Annotated in this window: 23 protein-coding genes; 13 read left to right on the top strand and 10 right to left on the bottom strand. The window is 49.6% G+C overall.

Annotated features, from left to right (window positions below; genetic code table 11):
• Positions 1-45: 45 nt before the first annotated feature.
• From mraZ to AC8GFK_RS02835, 5 genes are all read right to left on the bottom strand, one after another.
• Complete coding sequence (gene mraZ, locus AC8GFK_RS02855; protein WP_095531561.1) at positions 46-477, bottom strand: division/cell wall cluster transcriptional repressor MraZ; 432 nt, start codon at positions 475-477, stop codon at positions 46-48.
• A gap of 199 nt (positions 478-676) precedes the next feature.
• A complete protein-coding gene (locus tag AC8GFK_RS02850) occupies positions 677-1,030 on the bottom strand; it encodes a DUF3040 domain-containing protein (RefSeq protein WP_095673417.1) in 354 nt (117 codons plus the stop codon).
• Between the two features lie 36 nt (positions 1,031-1,066).
• Complete coding sequence (dinB, locus tag AC8GFK_RS02845) at positions 1,067-2,260, bottom strand: DNA polymerase IV (protein WP_506625665.1); 1,194 nt, start codon at positions 2,258-2,260, stop codon at positions 1,067-1,069.
• Positions 2,257-5,493 carry a DNA polymerase III subunit alpha gene (locus AC8GFK_RS02840; protein ID WP_506625664.1) on the bottom strand — a complete coding sequence of 1,079 codons (3,237 nt, stop codon included), beginning with the start codon at positions 5,491-5,493 and terminating at the stop codon, positions 2,257-2,259. Before AC8GFK_RS02840 ends, dinB begins: the two co-directional genes overlap by 4 nt.
• Positions 5,494-5,495: 2 nt before the next feature.
• Positions 5,496-5,789 (bottom strand): DUF6504 family protein, encoded by a 294-nt coding sequence (locus AC8GFK_RS02835; RefSeq protein WP_095673414.1) that lies wholly within the window; start codon positions 5,787-5,789, stop codon positions 5,496-5,498.
• A 214-nt stretch (positions 5,790-6,003) separates the two neighbouring features.
• On the opposite strand from AC8GFK_RS02835, the gene AC8GFK_RS02830 reads away from it, so the two are divergent.
• On the top strand, positions 6,004-6,426 hold the full coding sequence (locus tag AC8GFK_RS02830) for a DoxX family protein (RefSeq protein ID WP_506625663.1): 423 nt from the start codon (positions 6,004-6,006) through the stop codon (positions 6,424-6,426).
• Between the two features lie 68 nt (positions 6,427-6,494).
• On the top strand, positions 6,495-7,235 hold the full coding sequence (locus AC8GFK_RS02825) for a sulfite exporter TauE/SafE family protein (RefSeq protein WP_506625662.1): 741 nt from the start codon (positions 6,495-6,497) through the stop codon (positions 7,233-7,235).
• On the opposite strand, the gene AC8GFK_RS02820 is transcribed toward AC8GFK_RS02825, so the two are convergent.
• Complete coding sequence (locus AC8GFK_RS02820; protein ID WP_506625661.1) at positions 7,232-8,434, bottom strand: MFS transporter; 1,203 nt, start codon at positions 8,432-8,434, stop codon at positions 7,232-7,234. The genes AC8GFK_RS02825 and AC8GFK_RS02820 overlap by 4 nt on opposite strands.
• Before the next feature lie 29 nt (positions 8,435-8,463).
• Between AC8GFK_RS02820 and AC8GFK_RS02815 the strand changes: the two genes are divergently transcribed.
• Positions 8,464-8,952, top strand: a complete 489-nt coding sequence (locus AC8GFK_RS02815) for a YbaK/EbsC family protein (RefSeq protein ID WP_506625660.1) — start codon at positions 8,464-8,466, stop codon at positions 8,950-8,952.
• Here AC8GFK_RS02815 and AC8GFK_RS02810 read toward each other — a convergent pair.
• Together AC8GFK_RS02810 and AC8GFK_RS02805 are read right to left on the bottom strand one after the other, a co-directional pair.
• Positions 8,949-9,347 (bottom strand): arsenate reductase ArsC, encoded by a 399-nt coding sequence (locus AC8GFK_RS02810; RefSeq protein ID WP_506625659.1) that lies wholly within the window; start codon positions 9,345-9,347, stop codon positions 8,949-8,951. The two genes, AC8GFK_RS02815 and AC8GFK_RS02810, sit on opposite strands and share 4 nt — an antisense overlap.
• Positions 9,348-10,013, bottom strand: coding sequence for an aquaporin (locus tag AC8GFK_RS02805; RefSeq protein WP_506625658.1), 666 nt, complete (start codon positions 10,011-10,013; stop codon positions 9,348-9,350).
• Between the two features lie 15 nt (positions 10,014-10,028).
• Between AC8GFK_RS02805 and AC8GFK_RS02800 the strand changes: the two genes are divergently transcribed.
• Genes AC8GFK_RS02800 through AC8GFK_RS02785 form a run of 4 tightly spaced genes read left to right on the top strand, consistent with a single transcriptional unit; the run spans position 10,029 to position 14,133 of the window.
• Positions 10,029-10,727 carry a spheroidene monooxygenase gene (locus AC8GFK_RS02800; RefSeq protein WP_506625657.1) on the top strand — a complete coding sequence of 233 codons (699 nt, stop codon included), beginning with the start codon at positions 10,029-10,031 and terminating at the stop codon, positions 10,725-10,727.
• Between the two features lie 14 nt (positions 10,728-10,741).
• A complete protein-coding gene (locus AC8GFK_RS02795) occupies positions 10,742-11,548 on the top strand; it encodes a carotenoid biosynthesis protein (RefSeq protein ID WP_506625656.1) in 807 nt (268 codons plus the stop codon).
• Positions 11,549-11,554: 6 nt separating this feature from the next.
• Positions 11,555-12,628, top strand: coding sequence for a glycosyltransferase family 2 protein (locus AC8GFK_RS02790; protein ID WP_506625655.1), 1,074 nt, complete (start codon positions 11,555-11,557; stop codon positions 12,626-12,628).
• Positions 12,625-14,133: a phytoene desaturase family protein gene (locus tag AC8GFK_RS02785; protein ID WP_506625654.1), complete on the top strand. Its 1,509-nt coding sequence runs from the start codon at positions 12,625-12,627 to the stop codon at positions 14,131-14,133. Before AC8GFK_RS02790 ends, AC8GFK_RS02785 begins: the two co-directional genes overlap by 4 nt.
• Here the strand turns inward: AC8GFK_RS02785 and AC8GFK_RS02780 are convergent.
• Positions 14,130-14,747 (bottom strand): CDP-alcohol phosphatidyltransferase family protein, encoded by a 618-nt coding sequence (locus AC8GFK_RS02780; protein WP_506625653.1) that lies wholly within the window; start codon positions 14,745-14,747, stop codon positions 14,130-14,132. The genes AC8GFK_RS02785 and AC8GFK_RS02780 overlap by 4 nt on opposite strands.
• Entirely contained in the window at positions 14,744-15,631 is an 888-nt protein-coding gene (gene metF, locus AC8GFK_RS02775) for a methylenetetrahydrofolate reductase [NAD(P)H] (protein WP_506625777.1), read from the bottom strand. Before metF ends, AC8GFK_RS02780 begins: the two co-directional genes overlap by 4 nt.
• Before the next feature lie 43 nt (positions 15,632-15,674).
• Here metF and AC8GFK_RS02770 point away from each other — a divergent pair, with 43 nt between their 5' ends.
• The 6 genes from AC8GFK_RS02770 to pknB all read left to right on the top strand — a co-directional run bounded on the left by AC8GFK_RS02770 (position 15,675) and on the right by pknB (position 22,204).
• The gene (locus AC8GFK_RS02770) at positions 15,675-16,745 is read left to right on the top strand and encodes a polyprenyl synthetase family protein (RefSeq protein ID WP_506625776.1); all 1,071 of its coding nucleotides are present in this window, start codon (positions 15,675-15,677) and stop codon (positions 16,743-16,745) included.
• Positions 16,745-18,229: a phytoene desaturase family protein gene (gene crtI / locus AC8GFK_RS02765; protein ID WP_506625652.1), complete on the top strand. Its 1,485-nt coding sequence runs from the start codon at positions 16,745-16,747 to the stop codon at positions 18,227-18,229. Before AC8GFK_RS02770 ends, crtI begins: the two co-directional genes overlap by 1 nt.
• The gene (locus tag AC8GFK_RS02760; RefSeq protein WP_506625651.1) at positions 18,230-19,108 is read left to right on the top strand and encodes a phytoene/squalene synthase family protein; all 879 of its coding nucleotides are present in this window, start codon (positions 18,230-18,232) and stop codon (positions 19,106-19,108) included.
• A gap of 94 nt (positions 19,109-19,202) precedes the next feature.
• The gene (gene pnuC / locus AC8GFK_RS02755) at positions 19,203-19,793 is read left to right on the top strand and encodes a nicotinamide riboside transporter PnuC (RefSeq protein WP_506625650.1); all 591 of its coding nucleotides are present in this window, start codon (positions 19,203-19,205) and stop codon (positions 19,791-19,793) included.
• The gene (locus tag AC8GFK_RS02750) at positions 19,759-20,295 is read left to right on the top strand and encodes a uridine kinase family protein (RefSeq protein ID WP_506625649.1); all 537 of its coding nucleotides are present in this window, start codon (positions 19,759-19,761) and stop codon (positions 20,293-20,295) included. Before pnuC ends, AC8GFK_RS02750 begins: the two co-directional genes overlap by 35 nt.
• 10 nt (positions 20,296-20,305) lie before the next feature.
• Complete coding sequence (pknB, locus tag AC8GFK_RS02745; protein ID WP_506625648.1) at positions 20,306-22,204, top strand: Stk1 family PASTA domain-containing Ser/Thr kinase; 1,899 nt, start codon at positions 20,306-20,308, stop codon at positions 22,202-22,204.
• The last annotated feature ends 4 nt before the right edge of the window (positions 22,205-22,208 follow it).

Raw genomic sequence — 22,208 nt, 5'->3', positions numbered from 1 at the left:
TTCGGTCGTGCTATTCAGTTGTTTTAAATGTTTTTTGCTGATGTTCTAAAAAAGTCCCGGAAAAACTTCTTCGGAGACATCAGCAAAACTCTTTTCGCGATCAGCGAGGTATTCGTTCCATGCAGCGCTATCCCAAATTTCAACGCGAGTATTTGCGCCGATAACAACGCACTCTTTTTCAAGGCCCGCATATGTGCGAAGACCTTGTGGGATGGTGACGCGACCTTGGCGGTCAGGAATTTCATCGTGGGCGCCTGCAAACATCACGCGCTGGTAATCGCGAGCGCTCTTTGCAGTCACTGGGGCTTGGCGCAACGTTTCAGTGATCGTTGCGAATTCAGCAGCTGGGAAGACATAGAGGCATCGCTCTTGTCCCTTGGTGATTACTAGACCTGATGAGAGATCTTCACGGAATTTGGCAGGGAGGATGAGACGGCCTTTTTCATCAAGGCGTGGTTCGTGTGTGCCTAGAAACATTGTCTTCACCACCCTTCCCCAAGGATTTGAGCGTGTATTCCTCGCTCAATTCCCCACTTTACACCACTTTCCCCCTTTTTACACCACTATTCACCAATATTTTCCCTAGTCCTCCCCCAGTAGCCCCACCTCTCCCCACCTGTTTTAGGGCGCAAAAAAAGCCCCGACCGAAGGCCAGGGCTTGTGGGTATTGGTCTACTTACTGCTGAAAGTCACGTCGATTCCAACGCTCTTCTAGGCGAGCGCTTAAGGATGTGCGAGGCGCCTTGGTGCGAGGCGAACCCTTAGTAATCGATCCCAGTGAGCGGACCAAGGTAAGTACGCCAAAGAGGGCTACGAGGAATCCGGCAACGCCAATAGGTGTGGTCTTTGAGATCAAGCCACCGAAGAGGATGGCAATTCCAGCAAGGGTTGCAGCAGCGCCCAGCAATAAGCGTGGGCGTGCGGGTGCAAGGGTTGTGGCTCCTAGGCGGGATTCAAGGCGTGGGTCATCAGTGGCCAGAGCAGCTTCCATCTCGGCCAAGAGGCGACGTTCGCGATCGGATAGAGCCATATGTGCAGAATAGAACAGTTCGTAAATACGCGCTACTTACGCCTCATCTTGAGACTTTTCAGGCTTAATCAAGCGTCCTGGGCGCACGCTGGCCCTGCCAAAACGGGCTGTGGCCTTATCTATAGCGCTATCTGCTTCTCGCCATCCTCGTTCGCGGGCGCCGAGTTCAAGCTGGACCGGGACATCTTCCTGAAGATTGCCGAGTGATACACCGACTAAACGAATACGGGCGCCATCGTTGCGAAGAGCTAAGTACAGCTTCTTCACTACTTCATACGTTTCGTGGGTGCTATCGATTGCAAGTGGCAGAGTTTTTGATCGCGTAATGGATGAGAAGTCGGCAAATTTAATCTTGATGGTGATTGTCTTTGCAAAGAGATTGGCATCACGAAGTCTTGCAGTGGCTTTCTCAGTCATACGAAGGAATTCGCGCAAGATTTCTTCTGGGCTATCGATATCGCGAGAGAAGGTTTCTTCGTTACCAATACTTTTCTCGGGTTCATTGACAACGACATCGCGGTAATCGCGCCCCCATGCAAGTTCATAGAGTGATTCACCTGTTGCATCGCCGAGCGCGCGAATAAGTGTGGAGCGCGGAGTATTGGCGATGTCGGCAACGGTGTGCAGCCCTAAACGATCAAGAGACTCGGCAGTCTTTGGTCCGACTCCCCATATTGCGCGCACAGGAAGTGGATGCAGGAATTCGAGAATGCGGTCGGATTTAATTTCGAGCATGCCGTTTGGTTTGCAATGTTGCGATGCCAGCTTTGCGATGAATTTAGAGGGCGCGATTCCAACCGAGCAGGTAATGCCCTCTTCTTTCTCTACTTGCGCACGAATCTTTGCGGCGATTTCACGCCCTGTTCCAAATAATTTCTGCGACCCCGTGACATCGAGAAATGCTTCATCGAGTGAGATGGGCTCAACCAGCGGTGTATAGGAATTAAAGATCGCCATCACACGTTCTGAAATTTCAGAGTATCTATGGTGTTCAGGTGCGATAAAGATTGCATGGGGCGCCATTCGCTTTGCGCGTCCGACTGGCATTGCTGCGCGGATTCCAAATTTGCGCGCCTCGTAATTTGCCGACAAGACAACGCCGCGAACGCCAGCGCCCACAACGAGCGCCTTACCTTTATATTGCGGGTTATCGAGTTCGGCGACAGATGCATAGAAGGCATCCATATCGACGTGCAGGATTGTTGACTCCTGTACTTCCTCGCTCGTCATATCGCCACACTATCTGCTTGGCTACGCCATTTTTCGTAAGCCAGGCGCAAGTCCCACACTGCTGTTGCGCGGATAGAGATTCCGCGGGCACCAGTACGACGGGTCTCACCGCGCACCAGAAGCAGCGATGTCGAATAGAGCGTTGATGCATGATCGACTTGTGCATCAGGAAAGAATGTTGAATCGCTGCATCCATAACCATCATCGAGAGTTAAGAAGATAACGCGGCGACCAGAACGCACCGGCGGAGTTTGCAGCGCGACTTTGACTCCGGCGACCAGCACTGATGATTTGGAACGGTGCGAAAGTAAGTCAGAAGATTTCACAGCGCCGATGGCATTGAGAAACGGTGCGTAGAAGCTGAGCATATGTTGAGTGACATCCATGCCTAAGTGTTCGACTTCGCTGCGCACTTTTTCGGCAGTATTCAATGGTTGCAGCCCGCTACTTTCGAGAGCAGGGGCAGCAAAACCAAAGGTCATCTGTGCACCTGGAAGATGCGCAACCGGTGATTTCTGTAGATCGCTAAAGTGCAACAAGAGATCGCGTTGATTGGTGTGCACTGAATCGAATGCACCGGTCATAATGAGGTTTTCAATCACCGGCACTGATGCACCTGATCTGCGATAGAAATCGGCGAGATCGATATAGGGCTGGCCGGCAATGATGGAGGTAATTTCTTTATCCGATATTCCTGCAACAGTTGAGAAAGCGATACGGATTGCATCGCCAACGAGTGTGCGCTCGACGTGATAATCGGTGGAAGATTTATTGATATCAAGAGGTGCAATACCCACGCCCATCTGGCGCGCTTCATCGAGCAGTAACCGCTTGGGGTACATGCCGGGGTCATGCGTCAGTACACCTGCGATAAAAGCTGCCGGGTGATGAGTCTTCAGCCATGCCGATTGATATGTGGGCAGGGCAAAGGCAGCAGCATGTGCTTTACAGAAACCGAAGGATGCAAAGGCGCGCAGAACATCCCAGATCTCGGTGATGACTTTCAGTTCATAGCCACGTTCGGTTGCAGCAGGAAAGAACCAATCGCAGACCTCTTGTTGGCCGGCCCTATCCCCCAGCGCTCTGCGCTTCTCATCGGCAGCAGCTAATGAAATACCTGTCATGACAGAGATAATCGAGATCACTTGTTCGTGAAAGACAACAACGCCTTCGGTTTCAGACAAGATGGGCAACAAATCAGGGTGAATGATCTGTGCTGGGTTGAAACCGTGGCGAGCTTCTAGAAATGGGCGAATCATGTCGCTCTTTACTGGCCCTGGTCGAAAGAGTGAGATATCGATAATCAAATCATTGAAGGTATGCGGTTCAAGTTTTCCAACGAGTTCGCGTTGCCCGGGACTTTCCACTTGGAAGATACCCAATGTGCGCGTTGATTGAATGAGTTGATAGGTATCGAGATCATCGAGTGCCACCGCATCGATATCAATCTCTTTCTCTTCAACTCGTTTGATTTCATGCACTGCATGCGCGATGGCAGATTGCATCCGCACACCCAAGATGTCGAGTTTGAGTAAACCAATATCTTCAACATCATCTTTATCGAATTCGACCATAGGAAAACCACCAGCATTGATCTGAACTGGTGCGCGGTCGAGAAAAGCTGCATCGGATAAGACCATCGCGCATGGGTGCATCGCTAAGTGGCGAGGCAGACCATCAAGGCGTGCAGCAAGTGCAATCGTGGCGCGAGTAAGAGGCGCCGATGTGTTGAGGTTCTTAAGTTCAGGTAGTGAGTTAAGTGCTGCATCGATATTGCCGGCGCGAATATGTGGCATTGATTTTGCCAGCAGATCGATCTCCATTGCGGGCATGCCGAGCGCCGCCCCTGCATCGCGAATCGCATTGCGCGCCCGGTAGGTATCGACCATTGCAACGGTGGCACAACGCGATACCAACCCGGGCTTGCTCCAATCTTGCGCGCCATATCGTTTAAAGACCATCTCGTAGATTTCGAGGCGACGTGCGGATTCAACATCGATATCGATATCTGGAAGTGCGCGGCGAAGCGGTGAACAGAAGCGCTCCATCAATAAACCATGTTCCATCGGATCAACTCCGGATATTCCGAGCAGGTGACAGATAAGTGAACCTGCACCGCTGCCACGCGCTGCAACCCTGATATCGGCAGCGCGCGCCATATCCGTGATGTCGGCAACAGTTAAGAAGTAAGACTCGTAGCCCAGCGTTGCAACGATGGCGAGTTCGTCATCGAGTCGTGCACGCGCCTTTGCGATCGTTGCGCCATCGTTATAGCGCCAGTTGATTCCGGCTTCAGAACGAGTGCGCAGTAGCGCGCGCATTGCAGCAGGTGAATCTGCGCCAACAACATGGGGTTCAGGTAGGTGAATGCCGCCTAAACCAATATCGCGATGCGGTGAAAGCACTGCGCGTTCTGCCCACTGACGCGTTGTCTTCAGTAGTGCACGTGGTGTGCGTTCACCGGCTGCTCGTGAAATTTCTGCAGCTAACGCAATCATTTCATCGCTACTCTTTAAGAAAGCTTCAGAGTTACGGCGTTCGACGTTACGCGGATGCAACGGAACTAATTGGCGCGCACAATCGAGGACATCGGCTACTGGTCCATCGGCACGATCGCGCATACGCACCGCGTTAGTGATTACTGCATCGATATCGTTATCGCGAGCAAAGATAAGAGAACGGGCAGCATGCGCCGTGGAACGTGGACCGCTGCCGGCAACTAAGTGCGATACGCATTCAATGGCATGGTCAGCAAATAAATCACGGGTCTGATTGAAGATATCAAGTGCTGCATCGAATCGATGCATGGCCAGCGCCTGTGACACTGGGGATTCGGGGCCATGTAGTAAATGCAGGTTAGAGGTGTACTCACTAAATTTTTCAAGAAGTTCAGGTGTTAAGACCGCAGTGCGATCGAGTGAATTCATCTGCAACCCTGTGTAGAGACGGACCAAACTGCGCCAACCACCATCGCCATGTGCAAGCACGGTAACGCGCGGAAGTGTTCCTGATAGATCGCCGATACGAATCGGAAGATTGATTCCGATAATCGGTGCGATGCCATGAGATACACATGCCTTGGTAAAACGGATTGCACCGGCCATGCCGTCGCGATCAGTGAGTGCGAGCGCCGGCATTTCAAGTTCCGATGCGCGCGCAACTAAATCGCGTGGCTGCGTTGTTCCGTATTTAAGTGAGTACGCACTTGCGGTGCGCAGATGGATAAAGCTCATTCTTAGATGGCCCTAATAATCCATTGACCCGTTGTCTCATCGCGTTCGAGTTGGAATGTGGTGAGCGCACCGATAGGCGCTGCTTCGACAGTCCATAAAGCGCGCGCTTGATCGTCGGGGCGGAACTTGCCATCGCTAATGCGGTTCCACCATCCCCCGGCTTCGCACCATCGCGATAAGACTGCATGGATACGAAAGCGTCGTCCCTTAAAGGTGAACTCGATTGGCGTAAGGCCGCCATCAGATACGACTTCGTGTGCTGGTATTACTTGAGCTGGTACAGATTGTGCTGACATCTTTACTACTTCCCCTTGGTGCCTGTTGATAATTCGAACAGATGTTCGAAAAGTAGACCAGAGGACTGACAAGGGCAAGTGGCCCTATCCCGGGGCGGATTTGAGCGTGGATCGACCCCCTGCCAGGGGGTAAAACGGCGTGGCGTGGAGGAAGATAGTTGAAATTTCAACTACTCTTAGCCTGTAAGTACCCGCTAATCCTTAGGAGAATCAATTGAACGCAGTTCTACTCGTAGGCCGAATCCTCTTCGCCTTCATCTTCATCACATCAGGTATCGCTCACTTCGCAAAGCTTGAAGCGATGACAGGTTACGCAAAGTACAAGAAGCTCCCAGCTGCAAAGTTTGGTGTTCTTATTTCAGGCCTCTTCTTCCTACTCGGTGGCGTCTATATCGCTATCGGTCTCTGGGTTGACCTTGGTGCACTTCTATTGGCAATCACTCTTATCCTCGCTGCAGTCATCTTCCACAACTTCTGGAAAGAAACTGATGCAACAGCTAAGCAGAACGAGATGATCGCATTTAACAAGGACATCGCACTTGCAGGCGCTGCTCTTATCCTCTTTGCACTCATCGCATTCGGATCACTCACAGAGTTCGGTCCAAGCGTTGGAAGCCTGAACTTCTTCGATTTCTAATCTAAAGTTCACGAAAAGCCCCTCGAGAAATCGGGGGGCTTTTTCCATTCTCCTGACAAGATAGCAACATGGAAATTCTCGGCGCTCTGCTTGCTGGTTCATTTATCGGCGCCGTCCTTGGATTTATCGGTGCAGGCGGTGCCATGCTCTCGGTACCAATCTTGATGTATCTCTTTGACTTCGAACCCAAGCTTGCAACTACCGCGGCCCTTGCCGTTGTCTTTCTTGCAGCGCTATCAGGGCTTGTTCCAAAAGCTCGCATGAAACAGATTCTCTATCGAGATGCCTTTGTTATTTCAGGCATTGGCCTCATCACCAATATCGGCTTCGCTCTCATCGCCGAACACATTCCCGACAACGTGATCACCACAGGTTTTGCAGCCGTTCTTCTTCTAGCTGGCTTTTCCATGCTGCGCCCACCAAGACTTGAAGAACATAAACGAATGCCGCTTCACATTCTCATTCTGATGTCACTTCTGATCGGATCAATGACCGGGCTCTTCGGAATCGGTGGCGGCTTCTTAGCCATTCCAGTACTTGTTCTCTTCTTCGGAACTCCTCAAGCAATTGCCGCAGGAACATCACTGCTCATCATCGCTCTTAACTCTTTAATTTCATTTATCGGCCACCACGCACTGTGGGCTGATGTGCAGTGGCATATCCCAATCTTTATGGCAGGTGCAGCAATTGTGATTGCACAGATTTCATCGCACTATTCAGGAAAGTCATCCCCTATTGCGCTACGTAAAACCTTTGCTTATCTACTCTTCGCAGTTTCGCTCTTTACCCTTGCAAAGACTTGGCTTTAAACCTTAATTACGCGCGAGAAGAAACCAGCCATACCTAAGAGCGCAACTGGATAGAACATCGCCACCGGCAACGAGAAGATATCTGCAAGGAATCCTGTAATTGTTGGTCCAATAAAGTAACCAGCAATACCTGTTACGCCCACACGTGCAATTGCTACACCAGGAGCGATTCCAGGAATACGACTTGCAGCCAAGATAAATGCCGGGAACATTGGTCCGATACCTAAACCAGCAGCTGCAAAGCCAATATTGATAATGATGAACGCAGGCAATGGATGTGAATCTGAAAGCGGAACTGCAATTGCAATCGCACTTCCCCAGATGATTGCTCCACCAAAACCACCGATACGGACAACGGCTGCCGGTCCAAACTTTGTCAGCGCCCAGTCTCCTGAGAAGCGAGCAATAATCATTGCAAGTGAGAACGATGCAAAGGCTGCAGCGTTAAGTCCCTTGCCAATACCCATGCTGTCTTTAAGAAGAAGTGCACCCCAATCGCTGGCTGATCCTTCTGCAATCAAACCACCGAGCATTCCAAAGCCCATCCACCACAGTGGAGCTGTTTCTTTTGCAAAGAGCGGAATCTTTGCTGATGAATCTTTATCGTCACCTTTATGGTTATCAAGATCTGGCGGCAACATGTAGCGAGAGAGTGGAATAAAGAAGAGAATCGAAACTATTCCAACGCCAATCAAGTTCTCGCGTGGATCTACAGCATGAGCAATGGATCCGCCCAACACAGTTGTTGCAAATGCGCCAACGCTCCAGCATCCGTGGAATGAAACCATCCACTTACGATCTACAAGGTTTTCAACTTCGACTGCCACGGTATTGCCTGTGATATCAAGGTTGGCATAACCGAAACCCATAACAAATAGAGCCAAGAAGAGCTGAGTAAATGTCGTCGCACTTCCCATGCCGATAAGTCCTACAGGCATCACAAGAACTGCGCCAGAAACAACTTTCTTTATTCCAAATGTATGAATCGCACGTCCTGCAAACTGCGCACCAAGAACTGCGCCAATCGTGCTGCCGATGAAGACCATTCCCAGCTGAGAGTTGGTAAGACCGATCGCCTCTTTAATCTCAGGAATACGAGGCACCCACCCCATCGAGACAACTCCCATGAAGAAGAAGATTGCCCAGAGCGCATTACGGGCTCTGATTCCATGCTGATACGGGGTCAAAGTCTGTGACATAGCGCGACGCTATCTCATAAAGTTCTCATATGGATGGAATTCTCGAAAAGGCTGCAGTTAAACGTTTCAAAGAGGCCGCAGATTCACTTGGTGTCAAAGGTGAAATCAATATCCTTGCAGAAACTGCGCGCACTGCAATCGATGCAGCTAACGGCCTTGGTATTGAAGTCGGTCAGATTGCATCATCACTCATCTTCAAACTTCCATCAGGAAATCCGCTACTGATTATTACCAGCGGTCGCCACAGAGTTGATACAGACCTTGTTGCTAAGAACCTCAACATTGTCGAACTCGGTCGCGCAGATGCCAACTACGTCAAAGAGGTTTCTGGTTATTCAGTCGGCGGCGTATCCCCCATCGGTTGGATCTCAACACCAGAAATAACACTGATCGACGAAGCACTCAACGATTACGAAGTCGTCTGGGCAGCTTCAGGACATCCGCACGCGGTTTACCCAACGAGCTACAAAGAACTCATTGCCTGCACAGGTGCAACACCTATAGTCGTCGGAGATTAAGCAAGAAGTTCAGCAAGTAACTTTTCTACGCGCGACTTAATCTCATCACGGATTACTCGAACAGGTTCAATCCCCTGTCCTGCAGGATCATCGAGTACCCAATCTTCGTAACGCTTACCTGGATAGAACGGGCAGACATCGCCGCAGCCCATAGTGATGACAGCATCTGATTCTTGAACTGCTTCGGTGGTTAATACATTTGGAGTGTTGTTGGCGATATCGATTCCAACTTCAGCCATTGCTTCGACAGCTATTGGGTTGATTGAATCCTTAGGAGCAGAGCCTGCAGAGAGAACTTCTACGCGACCCTGTCCGAGTTCGCGCATAAAGCCTGCTGCCATTTGTGAGCGGCCTGCATTGTGAACACAGACAAAGAGAACCGTTGGTTTGCTCATTTACTTTCCTGACTTTGCTTTAGTGGTGAGGTATTTGAATCCTGCATAACCAATGGCTGCGCCTACGATTTGAGCGGCGATAAATGCAGGAACTGATGAAAACTTAATGCCTGAGAAAGAATCAGTCAGGCTTCGTGCAATCGTGACAGCTGGATTTGCAAATGATGTTGATGATGTAAAGAAGTAAGCGGCGCCAATCCAGGCAGCAACAAGGCGTGGAATCTTCTTATCTATTCCCTGCTTCACTGCCAAGAAAATAATGAAGATGAGGCCAGCGGAGGCAACTACTTCTCCGAGAAGAAGGTTGGCGCCATCTCTTGCATTCTGCGAAGGATCAATGGCTGGATATTCAAACATGAGGTTGGCGATGATTGCTCCGAGTGAGCCACCCAGGATTTGTGCAGTAAAGAATGCAATTGCGTGCGCTGCTTTTAGCTCTTTACGGAAGTATGCGATTGCGCTGACCAATGGGTTGAAGTGGGCACCGCTGATTGGAGCTAAGAGCGTAATAAGAATGTAGAGAACGAAGACGGTAGCAACGGTATTTATAAGAAGGTCGATGCCAAGGTCTGGGCTGAGGTTAGTTGCCATGATCCCTGAGCCAACAACGGTGGCTACCAGAACGGCTGTTCCTAGAAACTCAGCGAATAACTTCCTGCGCAGCATGGGTATCCTTTTGCTATGGAAAGCGCCGAGAAAGTCACCGTCGCTTACTTCTTTACTATTGCTCGTAAGAGTATTCCCTTCGCCTTCCTCAGTATGGCACTTGACCGCATTCGTAGCCGTAAGTTCACCGGAATTTCATTTTCGAAGCTTCTGGGAACGGGCACCGGCAAGACCTTTACTCCAAGCGATGCCGACCTAACTCGATGGGGAATGGTTGTGGTCGTCGATAAGAATCGTCTTACTGATTTCGATTCTTCTTCGATAGTCACCAACTGGCGCAAGAGATCTACATCAGAATTTCGCGCAGTTCTCTCGCCTTTGTCTTCACATGGTTTGTGGGCGAAGACCAATCCTTTTCACTTTACATCTGCACTTTCAAACCCAGATGCGCAGATTGCTGCAATTACTCGTGCGCGAATTAAGTGGCATCAGAACTTTCGTTTCTGGGGCGCGGTGCCACCGGTGGTCACAGATCTTCACAACTCCCCTGGTTTGATAACAGCAATCGGAATCGGTGAGGCACCTATCGGACTGCAAGGCACTTTCTCACTCTGGAAATCAGCGGCTGCTTTGCGTGACTTTGCCTATAAGGGGCAGGCGCATCAAGTTGCCATTAAGCAGACCGAAGAAATCGGTTGGTATAGCGAAGAACTATTCGCGCGCTTTGAGGTACTCGAGCTCCGCGGTGAGATTTCTGCAACGAGAGCGAAGTAAGGCAGACTTAGACCATGTCGATCCGCCATTACAACCCGCGCCGAAGGCGTCGTGGCGGTATTTCTCCTCAAGCGAGAAACTTTCTCTTCCTCTTTGTTGGCTTAACAATCCTTCTTCAGATTTCATATCCGCTCATCGAAGGCGAAGCGTTGCGCTTAGTAACTATCGCAACTATCTATATGGGCGCACTCGCGATGGTTGTGCACGGTCATCTTTCTTACGGAGCAAAGTATTCGACTCGCTATCTGCCGATTACCGCGCTCTTTGGTTTAGGAATCGAAGTTCTCGGCGTACATACAGGTTGGCCATTTGGGGTCTATGAATATGACTCATCCCTCGGCGCACAACTCTTTGGAGTTCCGCTTGTTGTTCCTTTTGCTTGGGTGATGATGGTTCATCCTGCGCTTATGGCTGCACGACGCATCGCAGGTAATTGGGTATTTCTCTACGGAGGCGCAGTTCTTGCGGCATGGGATCTCTTCCTTGATCCGCTGATGGTCGGCGCTGGTCGTTGGACATGGGAAGTAACTGGCGCACATGTTCCGTTCACTCCAGATATTCCACTATCGAATGCCTTTGGTTGGTTGCTTGCAGGGTTAGTCATTGTCGGAATTCTTAATCTCGTTCTACCGAAAGAGCGCCGCAAAGAAGCAGCTTCCCTTGCAGCAGTTGATGCACTTCTTCTCTGGACTCTCTTTGGCGGATTCGTTGGCAACCTCTTCTTCTTCGATCGCCCGGGACTCGCATTCTTTGGCACAGTGATTATGGGCGGGTTACTTACTCCGTACTTCTTCTCAAGCTGGCTCGGCAACAAAGATTAATTTGTAATGGCTCAATTTCTTTTATCGTTTTCAATTCTCATCTTTGCAATCTCGCTCATTAACTTTTTCACAATTCGCATTCCCAAAAGGGATGAAGAGGTCAAGAAGGCAGTCACCGTCTTGGTTCCGATGCGCAACGAGGCTGAGAATGTCCCCGAATTCATCTCGGCGCTGGTCTCGCAGATGGGCGTCAAGAAGCTCAAGTTCATCATCATCAACGATGGTTCGACAGATAAGACAGCCGAGCTGCTTGAAACTGTTATTGGAAGCGATTCACGATTTACCGTTATCGACTCCCCCGCCCTTCGCCCAGGTTGGCTCGGAAAAGTATCAGCGCTGCAATCCGGTTATGAAGCAACATCTTCGGATTACATCATCACACTTGACGCAGATGTGCGCCTAGAACCCAATGCCATCATGCGCGCGATTACACAGATGGAAAGGCTGAGACTGGATTTCATCTCACCTTACCCTCGTCAGATAGCGCAGACTTTCTCTGAAAAATTAATTCAGCCTCTTCTGCATTGGTCTTGGATGGCTACCGTCATTCTTCGCCTTGCTGAGAAGTATCCACGTCGTTCAACTGCCGTAGCCAATGGTCAATTCTTTGTCGTGCGCTCATCTGCACTAGAAAAGATCAGTGGATTCACATCAGTCAGCAATCAAATCCTTGATGACATCGAACTTGCACGTTCACTGATTGCAGCAGGTTTTAAGGGCGTAGTCACTGAAGGCTCAGGGATTGCAAGCACTCGTATGTACGGATCATTTGATGAAATCCGACAGGGCTACGGGAAATCACTCTGGAAAGCCTTCGGTGGTCGCATTGGTGCTGTCATTGCAGTGGCATTTATCTTTATTACAGGAATCCTGCCTGTCATTCTTATTTTCAACGGCTATCTCACCGGATGGTTCATCTACGCCTACATAGTTTTCTCTCGCGAAATCAGCGCAATCCGTTCGCGCGGTAATCCGATTTACGCATTCTTGCATCCGCTCTCAAGCGCTCTGTTGATCTATCTCATCATCTACTCATGGGCTAAGCGCGGAACTATCCAGTGGAAAGGTCGCACCTTATGACCGGCCATGTGGGGAAAGTAAAGAACGTTGAAAACATTGCGGTTATTGGCGCAGGTATCGGCGGACTCTGCACAGCAGCTCGTTTAGCAAAAGCCGGACATAAGGTCACAATCTTTGAAGCATCCGATCGCACCGGCGGTAAGTGCCGCACTGAATGGATCGGCCGCTACGCATTCGATACTGGTCCTTCACTTCTGACTCTGCCGGCTGTCTATCGCGATTTCTTCCAGCGCACAGGCGATGTCATGGGTCGCGTTCTTGAAATTGAAGAGGTAAACCCATCTTTTGATTACCGATTCCATGATGGTAAGTCGGTGAAGTTTGCCAACTTATCTCGCAAGAAGACCTTGGCTTCGATTGAAGAATCTCTTGGCGCAGATGCAGCTGCTGAATGGGACCGAGTGATGTTGCAGGCGGAAGCGATGTGGGATGTCTCGCGCGAACCATTTATTGAGTCCGAACTCAAATCACCAGTTTCGCTACTCAAGCGCCCACGATTGATTCGTGATCTCAAAACTATTTCACCGTGGAAATCTCTACGCGGTCTTGCTATTTCTAATCCAAACCTGGCAAAGATCATGGATCGTTATGCAACCTATAGCGGGTCTGACCCTCGCGTAGCTCCGGCAGTGCTATCAACTATTGCTTTCGTCGAAGAGGCATTCGGTGCCTGGCATATCAAAGGCGGAATCGGCACGCTCTCTGAAAAGATTACTGAGAGATGCGAGAAGCTAGGCGTAGGTATTCAGCTCAACGCCCGCGTTGAAGAAATTACCCTCACCTCAGGCCGTGTTTCAGGTGTTGTCGTACATGGCAATCAGCAGAGCTTTGATCGCGTAGTTGCCAACGCAGATGCGCAATTTGTCTACGAGAAGTTATTGGCACCAACAAACAAGGTAGTAAAGGTTCGTAAGCAACTGGCAAAACAAGAGCCTTCTCTTGCCGGATTCTCACTGCTGCTTGGTCTTAAGCCATCAGATGCCCAACCACTTGAGCATCACACCATTTTGTTCCCAGAAAATTACGACCTTGAATTTGAAGCAATCTTCACAAGCAAGACCCCAGTTGAGAAACCAACTATCTATATCTGCGCACCTCGCGATCCGCTGATGGTCAAAGATAAAGGTCACGAGGCTTGGTTTGTCTTGGTAAATGCTCCTCGCCACAGCACCACTGGTGATGGTTTTGATTGGAGCGATGAAAACTTTAAGCGCCAGTATGCAAATACGATTATCGATCAGATTGAATTGCAGGGAATTGCTATTCGTAGCCGTCTAGAAGTTCTTGAGATTCGCACTCCCCTAGATTTACAGACGAGCGTTAATGCACCAGGTGGTTCGATCTATGGAACTTCAAGTAACGGTGCGCGCTCTGCATTTGCTCGCGCGAAGAACCGCTCACCAATTAAGGGTCTGTACTTAGTAGGTGGATCCGCTCATCCTGGTGGCGGGCTTCCTCTTGTGGGCCTCAGCGCGGAAATGGTTTCTAACGCAATACTTGACTAGCCAAGAATCGTTTTGGCCACCTTCATAACCTTTAAGAAGCTAAAGGTAAGAAGAGCCAAGAACGCGTATGAAAGTTGCTGCGTTCCTGGAATATCAAAGATGTAGAAGATCAAAGCAAAGGCCATAAAGATTGCGCGCACTGGTCGCTCAGTTGGGGTCACAACACCGATTTCACGATGACCAAGTGATGCAAGGCGTGCTCGTGCATATTCTTGAGTCGATGCAATCGTCCACATCGTGATGACAACCCAAGCAGGAATTCCTAAACGCCAACCCATATAGAGCCAGAAAGCCTCAGAGATGCGATCGGCGAGTGAATCAAGGAGCTCGCCCCATTTACTTTCAGTGCCACGGAGAATCGCAACGCTGCCATCGATTCCGTCGAAGAAGAGTGAGATGACAAGTAGAAGGAGTGCAATGGCCGCGTACTCAGATAGCCCCATTGCAATCGCTGTTCCGAGGCCGAGAAATGTTAAGAGATTAGGTGTGATGCGAAGGGCTACACATACACGCGCTGCTTGATAAGAGAATGAAAGCCATCCTCCGACAACGCCTTCCGTATCTGCGCCTCCATGGAGTTCACTCCAGCGCTCTTTAAACTCCTGCTCTTTCATCGCTCATCTTTAATCTGTGAGTAAATCTCCCGCGTAGCAGATGAGGTATTCATTGTGTAGAAGTGAAGTCCTGGTGCGCCTGCTTCAAGTAGCTCTTGACAGAGTTTGGTTGCAAGTTCGACGCCAACTTTGCGCACATCATCTGGATTACTCTCGACCTTTGCAAAGGCGCTTGAAATTTCTGAAGGGATTGGCACGCCACTGAGTTCTGCCATGCGATTGAGTTGCTTCACATTGGTCACAGGCAAGATGCCGGGAATGATTGGAAGCATTGAGCCCTTTGCAGCTAACTTATCAACGAGAATTTTCCACTTTGCTGTATCGAAGAAGAATTGCGTTGTGGCAAATGTTGCACCGCGCTTCTCTTTCTCAAGCAGCACCTGAACATCTTTATCGATATCTCCATCAGATGATGGATGCCCATCTGGAAACGCGGCGACGCCGATAGTAAATCCACCGAATTCAGCAGCGAGAGTTACTAACTCATCTGCGTGATTGAGTCCGCCTTCAGTTGCACTCCAAGGTGCACGAGGTCCACCAGTTGGATCTCCACGAAGTGCCAAGATACTTTTGATTCCAGCATCGCGATATTTACTCAAGATATCTACCAACTCATCGCGAGTAGAGCCCACACAAGTTAGGTGGGCAACAGTTGGGATATGTGTACGAGCGGTAATTTCTGAGGTAATGCGAATAGTGCGATCGCGGGTTGAACCGCCTGCGCCATAGGTCACAGAGATGAAATCAGGGGCGATGGATTCAAGCTGTGACATCGCAGCCCAGAGGCGCTCTTCGCCTTCAACATCTTTGGGTGGGAAGAATTCGAATGAATATGTGAGGGCTTTGCTGACAGGACTGTTCACACTACTGTTCACACTGCGCATCTCCACGGCCTCAGGATATCGTTGCGCCGTGGATAAAGAGGTCATGAAGAGCGCATTAGAGGTACGCGATGCCGTGAAAGGCGAACTAACTCAGTATCTCGCCGAACAACGTGACTATCTCACCAGCATCGCATCTGAATTAGTACCAGTCTGTGATGCCCTCGAAGATTATCTTCTTGAAGGCGGCAAGCGTCTTCGCCCTCTCTTTGCCTATGCAGGATTCATGGCAGCAGGTGCAACTCCAAGTCGCACAGATATTCGTGCCATGGCGAGCCTTGAGCTATTGCAAGCTTGTGCACTTATTCATGATGACTTAATGGATGGTTCAGATACTCGTCGTGGAAAGCCAGCAATCCATCGCCACTTTGAAAATCTTCATCGCCAAGGTTCGATGGCAGGACTTGCTGAACAATTTGGTGAAGCAGCTGCTGTATTGCTCGGAGATCTCGCACTTGTCTGGTCAGATCACATGCTTCACAACAGTGGTCTTTCACATGAATCACTTACAGCAGCGCTTCGCATCCACGATGAAATGCGTATCGAACTAATGGCAGGTCAATACCTCGATGTTCGTGAAGCAGGCGAACGCGAACATAGCGTCGAACGTTCGCTACGAATTGCCCGTTACAAGTCAGGTAAGTACACAATCGAACGTCCGCTGCATTTAGGTGCGGTCATTGCCCGTCCATCAGCGACTGAGCATTCTGAACTTCTCAACGTACTTTCTGCATACGGCCTTCCACTCGGTGAAGCATTCCAATTGCGCGATGACATGCTCGGCATCTTTGGAGATCCTGAAACTACGGGCAAGCCTGCAGGGGATGACTTACGCGAAGGAAAGCGCACAGTATTGATGGCGATGACCATGGAGAAGGCAACGGATGCTGCTCGCGCAGAACTTTCTGCCAATCTCGGTAAGCGTGACCTCTCTGCAGAAAAAATCGAGTCACTTCGTGCGCTCATCATGGATACCGGAGCAATCGCCGATGTAGAGAAATTGATCGACCGCCTTGGCGAAGAATCAGTAGCTGCAGCAAATTCTGCAACGATTAACGAAAATGCACGTCCATTTCTCTTAGCTCTCGCTGAGACCGCAATCCGTAGGAGCTACTAATGACAAGAACCGTTAAGGGACCCACAGATCACGTCGTCGTAGTTGGCGCAGGTCTTGGTGGACTCAGTGCAGCGCTACGCCTTGCCGGTGCTGGCCGTAAAGTCACAGTAATTGAACGTGAAGCCGTACCGGGTGGACGTAACGGTCTGCTTAATAAGGATGGCTACTCATTTGATACGGGTCCAACTGTTTTAACAATGCCATCACTTATTCAAGATGCATTTAGTTGTGTGGGTGAAGATATGAAGGATTGGCTTGAACTCATGCCACTTTCACCTTTGTATCGCGCTTTCTATGCAGATGGTTCTCAGATTGATGTCCATGCAAATACTGCGCAGATGGAAGAAGAGATCCGCGAAAAGGTTTCACCTGAAGAAGCTTTGGGATATCGCCGTTACGTAGATTTCGTCACCAAGCTTTACAAGTACGAGATGCATGACTTCATCGATAAGAACATCGATTCACCACTTAATCTTCTGACTCCTAACCTGGCTCGCTTGATTGCACTCGGTGGTTTCAGACATTTACAGCCAAAGGTCAATCAGTACCTCAAGGACCCACGCCTTCAGAAGGTGTACTCATTCCAGGCGATGTATGCCGGCGTTAGCCCCCAGCAAGCCTTGGCAATTTATGCAGTCATTGCCTATATGGATTCAGTCAACGGCGTCTTCTTCCCTAAGGGCGGAATGCATGCAGTTCCACGCGCTCTAGCCGCTGCTGCCCAGAAGCACGGCGTTGAATTCAAGTACAACACAACCGTTACTGGCCTTGATAAGCAGAACGGTCGCGTCAAGGCTGTCACAACAAATACCGGCGAACGCATTGAGTGCGATGTCGTTGTGATGAACCCAGATTTGCCAGTTGTATGGCGTGACTTGCTCGGTAAGACACCGCTTAATATCAAGCGTCTTAACTACTCACCATCATGTGCAACTTTGCTCGTTGGTTCTTCTAAGAAGTATGACCACATTGCTCACCACAATATTCACTTCGGTGAATCATGGGATGGCGTCTTTGACGAACTCATCAATAAGAAGGTTCTGATGAGTGATCCTTCCGTATTGGTGACTGTGCCAACTCATGACGATCCTTCTCTTGCACCTGCTGGAAAGCAGTCGTATTACATCTTGTACCCAACTCCTAACTTGGATGCAGATATCGATTGGACCAAGCAGGCAAAGCCTTATCGCGATCAGATGATTCAGACTCTTGAAGATCGTGGATATACAGGTTTTGGCGACGCTATCGAGACAGAGGTAATGACTACTCCCCTTGATTGGCAGGCACAGGGAATGGAGCGCGGTGCACCATTTGCTAGCGCGCATACCTTCTTCCAGACAGGTCCATTTAGACCACGCAATATGGCAGCTGGATTTGAAAACGTTGTCTTCGCAGGTAGCGGAACTCAACCAGGTGTTGGTGTTCCAATGGTTCTTATCTCAGGACGACTGGCCGCAGAACGAATTGTGGGTCCGGTTAAGTAAATGGATCAAGCTCTTGCAGCAAGTTATGAAGAGTGCAAACGACTTAACTCGTTGCATGGCAAGACGTACTACTTAGCAACCCTGCTTCTTCCCAAGAATAAGCGTCCCTACGTTCATGCTCTCTACGGTTTTGCTCGCTATGCCGATGAAATCGTTGATGATCTAGCTTCGACTCTTTCTCCGACAGAGAAGGCTGAAGCGTTGCGCTCTTGGAGCAGCGGAGTTCTTGCAGACCTAAAGGCGGGTACAAGTACCGATCACATAGGTCGCGCACTGGTTGATACGGCTCATAAGTTTGATATCCCTCACCAACACTTTGTTGATTTCTTGCACTCTATGGAGATGGATTTAACCGTCACCGAATATCAGAGCTACGAAGATCTTCTTGAGTATGTCTACGGTTCTGCTGCTGTCATCGGCCTGGAAATGGTCCCAATTTTGGGTTACTCGGATGAGCGCGCATATGAGGCAGCAAAGAAGTTAGGTATCGCCTTCCAGCTCGCCAACTTTATTCGCGATGTCAATGAAGATCTCGATCGCGGTCGTGTGTATTTACCTCTTCAAGAGCTTGCTCAATTTGGCGTAGACCGTGCCATGCTAGAACGTCGCGTCTTAACCCCTGAAATTATTGCTGCGCTGAAGTTCCAAATCGCTCGCGTTCGACAATTACAGCGAGAAGCCGATATCGGGATTGCCTACTTGGATAAGGAATCTCGTCCATGTATTCGTGCAGCCAGCGAGTTATATTGCGGAATCGTCGATGAAGTCGAAGCAATTGGCTATGACATCTTCAATAAGCGAGCCAAGACTTCAACTGCTCGCCGCGCACGCGTTGCAGGAGCTGCCTACATACAGGCAATTGCTGCTCGTATTCGCTAGAGTTATACACAACGGGAGCCACAGTGGCTGAGAGGACTTCATCGAAGTCGACCGTCTGACTGGTCCGGTAATGCGGATCTAGAAATGAGGATAGATGTATTCCACCTTTTTCACCGCCTGGACTTATGAAGTTTCTTATCTCGAATTTATTGCATCAGTAGTTTCATTTATCGGTGTTGCACTCGGTATTACAGCCAAGAGAATTACCTGGCCATGGTGGGCGCTCAGCAGCGTTCTCTATGGAGTTTTCTTCTTACATTACAAACTCTATGCAAGCGCGGCGCTGCAATTAGTCTTTATCGCAGCAGCAATTGCCGGCTGGTATGGCTGGGAACCAACGGGTGCAAAGCCTGGTCCATTTAAAAATAAGTATCGCTTGTACACAATCGGTGCAATCTTGGTTGCAACACTTGCACTCGGCCCAGTCTTGAAGTGGGCAGGCGCTGCATCTACCTACGTTGATGCACTCCTCTTCTTTGGTTCACTCGCGGCACAGATTCTGATGGTTTATGAAAAGTACGACAGCTGGCCAATGTGGTTGGTTGTCGATGCCGGATACGTCGCGCTCTATGCATCACAAGGGTTGCTCTTTACAACGCTGCTCTATGTAGCGTTCACTGCAATGGCTGCGCTGGGATGGAGTGCTTGGTATGGATCTCATAGACGCGCTATCCGATCTCTGTAAGGACGTACCGCAACCCATCATCGCAATTGATGGGCCAGCAGGTGCAGGAAAGACAACTCTTGCCCACGATGTAAAGCTTGCTCTGGCCCAGCGTTATTCCATCACCGAAGTTCATATGGATGATCTCTATGACGGTTGGGATAACGCACTCACATCGCAATTGACCGACGTTCTTACACACCTTGTATGCGCCCATAAGGATGCAAAGCCAATATCTCTTTCGACATATAACTGGCTTGCTGGCGAATTTAATCCAGTATCTGAAATTGAAAAGTCAGAGCTGCTTATCCTCGAAGGGGTCGGCAGCGGACAGATGGCTATTCGCGATTCACTTGCTGCCCTCATCTGGATTGATATTGATGATTCAGAAGGTTTGGCAAGGGTTTTAGAACGTGATGGAAATGAAATCGAGAGTCAGATGAAAAAGTGGCTTTCCACACAAGAGCAACATTTTCGCGACGAGGGCACGCAGAACGCCGCTGATTTCGTACTGACTACCTAGAATTCGGGATATGTCCGACCTGACCGGCGAGCTCATTGATGGGCGTTACCAACTCATTCGCCAGATGGCCACAGGCGGCATGGCCAGCATCTACGAGGCACTCGATACTCGTTTGGATCGCAAAGTTGCAGTCAAAATCATGCACCCCCACTTGGCGCAGGATGAACAATTTGTTGAACGCTTTATCCGCGAAGCGAAAGCCGCTGCCGCGCTTTCTCACCCAAATATTGTTGCTGTACAAGATCAAGGCTGGAATCAGAATGGCACACCAGCAATCTTCCTAGTGATGGAGATGATCGAAGGCCACACGCTTCGTGAATATCTCAATGAACAAGGAAGTCTTTCAGTCAAGGATGGAATCAAGTTCCTGCTTCCTGTACTCAGCGCGCTATCTGCCGCCCATAAAATCGGAATTGTTCACCGCGACTTAAAGCCAGAAAATATCTTGATCTCTAAAGAAGGTCGCATCAAGATTGCCGACTTTGGTTTAGCAAAGGGTCCTTTGCTGGGCGGCACCATGACGGCAGAATCCAGCGTCATTCTCGGTAGCGTCTCTTACCTCTCCCCCGAGCAGGTGCAACGCGGCATCGCAGATTCACGTAGCGATATTTATTCGATAGCAATTACTGCATTTGAAATCTTTACCGGCAAGAAACCTTTTGAAGGTGCCGAACCAATTCAGATTGCCTACATGCATGTGAATAATCGCGTTCCTAAGATCAGCTCATTAGTTTCAGGTATTCCTGAGCAACTCGATGATTTGATCTATCGCGCCACTAGTTCCAATCCCGATGAACGCCCGCGTGATGCAACGGTCTTCCATGAAGAGCTATCGCGCATTAATCAGGCCCTCAGCCCTAAAGAGAATCAACTCAGCCTTGAACTAGATATTCCCATCGAACCGATGCGACCAAAGCCAAACCGGAAATCACTGCGAGCAAAGGTAAGAGAATTGACTGAAAGTATCCCAACTCCTGCACCCCGTGAAACCACTGAAGAGGTAAGAAAGCGCAAGAAAGCTAGCAAGCGCGTTCGTCGCAACCGCAAGATTGCCTTGCTCATGGCCGTAGTCGTCGGCATTGTTGGTTGGTATGTATTAATTGGGCCAGGCTCTCGCGTTGTTGTGCCATCAACAGTTGGCGCATCACAGAGTGAAGTTTCTGCAGCCCTTGAACCACTAGGTCTTACCTCTCTGATTATCGAGAAGCAATTCAGTGAAGATATTGCTGAAGGTCGAGTCATTCAATCTCTTCCTGAAGCAGGCGGTCGCGTCGATGCAGGCGGAACTGTGAAACTGATTGTTTCAAAGGGACCTGAACGTTTCACTCTTCCGCTAGTAGCGGGACTTACACCAGAGGCAGCAACGAATCTAATTGCGAAGATGCCACTGGATCTCAAACCGCTTTCTGAAGAGTTCAGCACCACTGTTCCAAAGGGTTATGTCATTGATTCCAATCCACCTTCAGGTGAGAAGGTAAAGCGCGGCTCTGTTGTTGTGATTCGTGTATCTAAGGGAATCGAACAAGTAGCTCTCACTTCTTATATTGGCAAGAGTTCAGATCAGGCTCTCAATGAACTTCAAGATGCAGGCTTTGCTGTGACTTCCACATATGCATTTAGTGAGACGCGTCTTGCTGGAGAAGTTGTCTCGCAGAAACCTGCAGGAGGGGCAACTGCAGATAAGGGTTCTGCCGTTGCATTGGTTATTTCTAAGGGAACGCAATACGCATATATCCCTAACCTCTTTTCAATTGAAGAAGCCAAGGCTGTTCAAGCCCTGAAGGATCTTGAATTGAAGGTTGTCGTCAAGAAGATCGGTAAGAAGGCGGTCAAGAAGGTGACAAATATTTCTCCGAAGGTGGGAAGCAAGGTCAAACGTGGCAGTACGGTGACCATCACAGTAGGGTAGGCAA

It is taken from the genome of Planktophila turicensis (SeqCode) (genome assembly GCF_965234405.1).
GTDB classification, from domain to species: Bacteria; Actinomycetota; Actinomycetes; order Nanopelagicales; family Nanopelagicaceae; genus Planktophila; species Planktophila turicensis.
The sequence above is the reverse complement of the archived record's forward strand: the minus strand, read 5'-3'. Positions and strand labels throughout refer to the sequence as shown.

Bases quoted from the DNA above. Each gene is read 5' to 3' on its own strand.
- mraZ (WP_095531561.1), bottom strand. From the start codon at position 477: ATGTTTCTAGGCACACACGAACCACGCCTTGATGAAAAAGGCCGTCTC.
- AC8GFK_RS02850 (WP_095673417.1), bottom strand. From the start codon at position 1,030: ATGGCTCTATCCGATCGCGAACGTCGCCTCTTGGCCGAGATGGAAGCT.
- dinB (WP_506625665.1), bottom strand. From the start codon at position 2,260: ATGACGAGCGAGGAAGTACAGGAGTCAACAATCCTGCACGTCGATATG.
- AC8GFK_RS02840 (WP_506625664.1), bottom strand. From the start codon at position 5,493: ATGAGCTTTATCCATCTGCGCACCGCAAGTGCGTACTCACTTAAATAC.
- AC8GFK_RS02835 (WP_095673414.1), bottom strand. From the start codon at position 5,789: ATGTCAGCACAATCTGTACCAGCTCAAGTAATACCAGCACACGAAGTC.
- AC8GFK_RS02825 (WP_506625662.1), top strand. From the start codon at position 6,495: ATGGAAATTCTCGGCGCTCTGCTTGCTGGTTCATTTATCGGCGCCGTC.
- AC8GFK_RS02820 (WP_506625661.1), bottom strand. From the start codon at position 8,434: ATGTCACAGACTTTGACCCCGTATCAGCATGGAATCAGAGCCCGTAAT.
- AC8GFK_RS02815 (WP_506625660.1), top strand. From the start codon at position 8,464: ATGGATGGAATTCTCGAAAAGGCTGCAGTTAAACGTTTCAAAGAGGCC.
- AC8GFK_RS02810 (WP_506625659.1), bottom strand. From the start codon at position 9,347: ATGAGCAAACCAACGGTTCTCTTTGTCTGTGTTCACAATGCAGGCCGC.
- AC8GFK_RS02805 (WP_506625658.1), bottom strand. From the start codon at position 10,013: ATGCTGCGCAGGAAGTTATTCGCTGAGTTTCTAGGAACAGCCGTTCTG.
- AC8GFK_RS02800 (WP_506625657.1), top strand. From the start codon at position 10,029: ATGGAAAGCGCCGAGAAAGTCACCGTCGCTTACTTCTTTACTATTGCT.
- AC8GFK_RS02795 (WP_506625656.1), top strand. From the start codon at position 10,742: ATGTCGATCCGCCATTACAACCCGCGCCGAAGGCGTCGTGGCGGTATT.
- AC8GFK_RS02790 (WP_506625655.1), top strand. From the start codon at position 11,555: ATGGCTCAATTTCTTTTATCGTTTTCAATTCTCATCTTTGCAATCTCG.
- AC8GFK_RS02785 (WP_506625654.1), top strand. From the start codon at position 12,625: ATGACCGGCCATGTGGGGAAAGTAAAGAACGTTGAAAACATTGCGGTT.
- AC8GFK_RS02780 (WP_506625653.1), bottom strand. From the start codon at position 14,747: ATGAAAGAGCAGGAGTTTAAAGAGCGCTGGAGTGAACTCCATGGAGGC.
- metF (WP_506625777.1), bottom strand. From the start codon at position 15,631: ATGCGCAGTGTGAACAGTAGTGTGAACAGTCCTGTCAGCAAAGCCCTC.
- AC8GFK_RS02770 (WP_506625776.1), top strand. From the start codon at position 15,675: ATGAAGAGCGCATTAGAGGTACGCGATGCCGTGAAAGGCGAACTAACT.
- crtI (WP_506625652.1), top strand. From the start codon at position 16,745: ATGACAAGAACCGTTAAGGGACCCACAGATCACGTCGTCGTAGTTGGC.
- AC8GFK_RS02760 (WP_506625651.1), top strand. From the start codon at position 18,230: ATGGATCAAGCTCTTGCAGCAAGTTATGAAGAGTGCAAACGACTTAAC.
- pnuC (WP_506625650.1), top strand. From the start codon at position 19,203: ATGTATTCCACCTTTTTCACCGCCTGGACTTATGAAGTTTCTTATCTC.
- AC8GFK_RS02750 (WP_506625649.1), top strand. From the start codon at position 19,759: ATGGATCTCATAGACGCGCTATCCGATCTCTGTAAGGACGTACCGCAA.
- pknB (WP_506625648.1), top strand. From the start codon at position 20,306: ATGTCCGACCTGACCGGCGAGCTCATTGATGGGCGTTACCAACTCATT.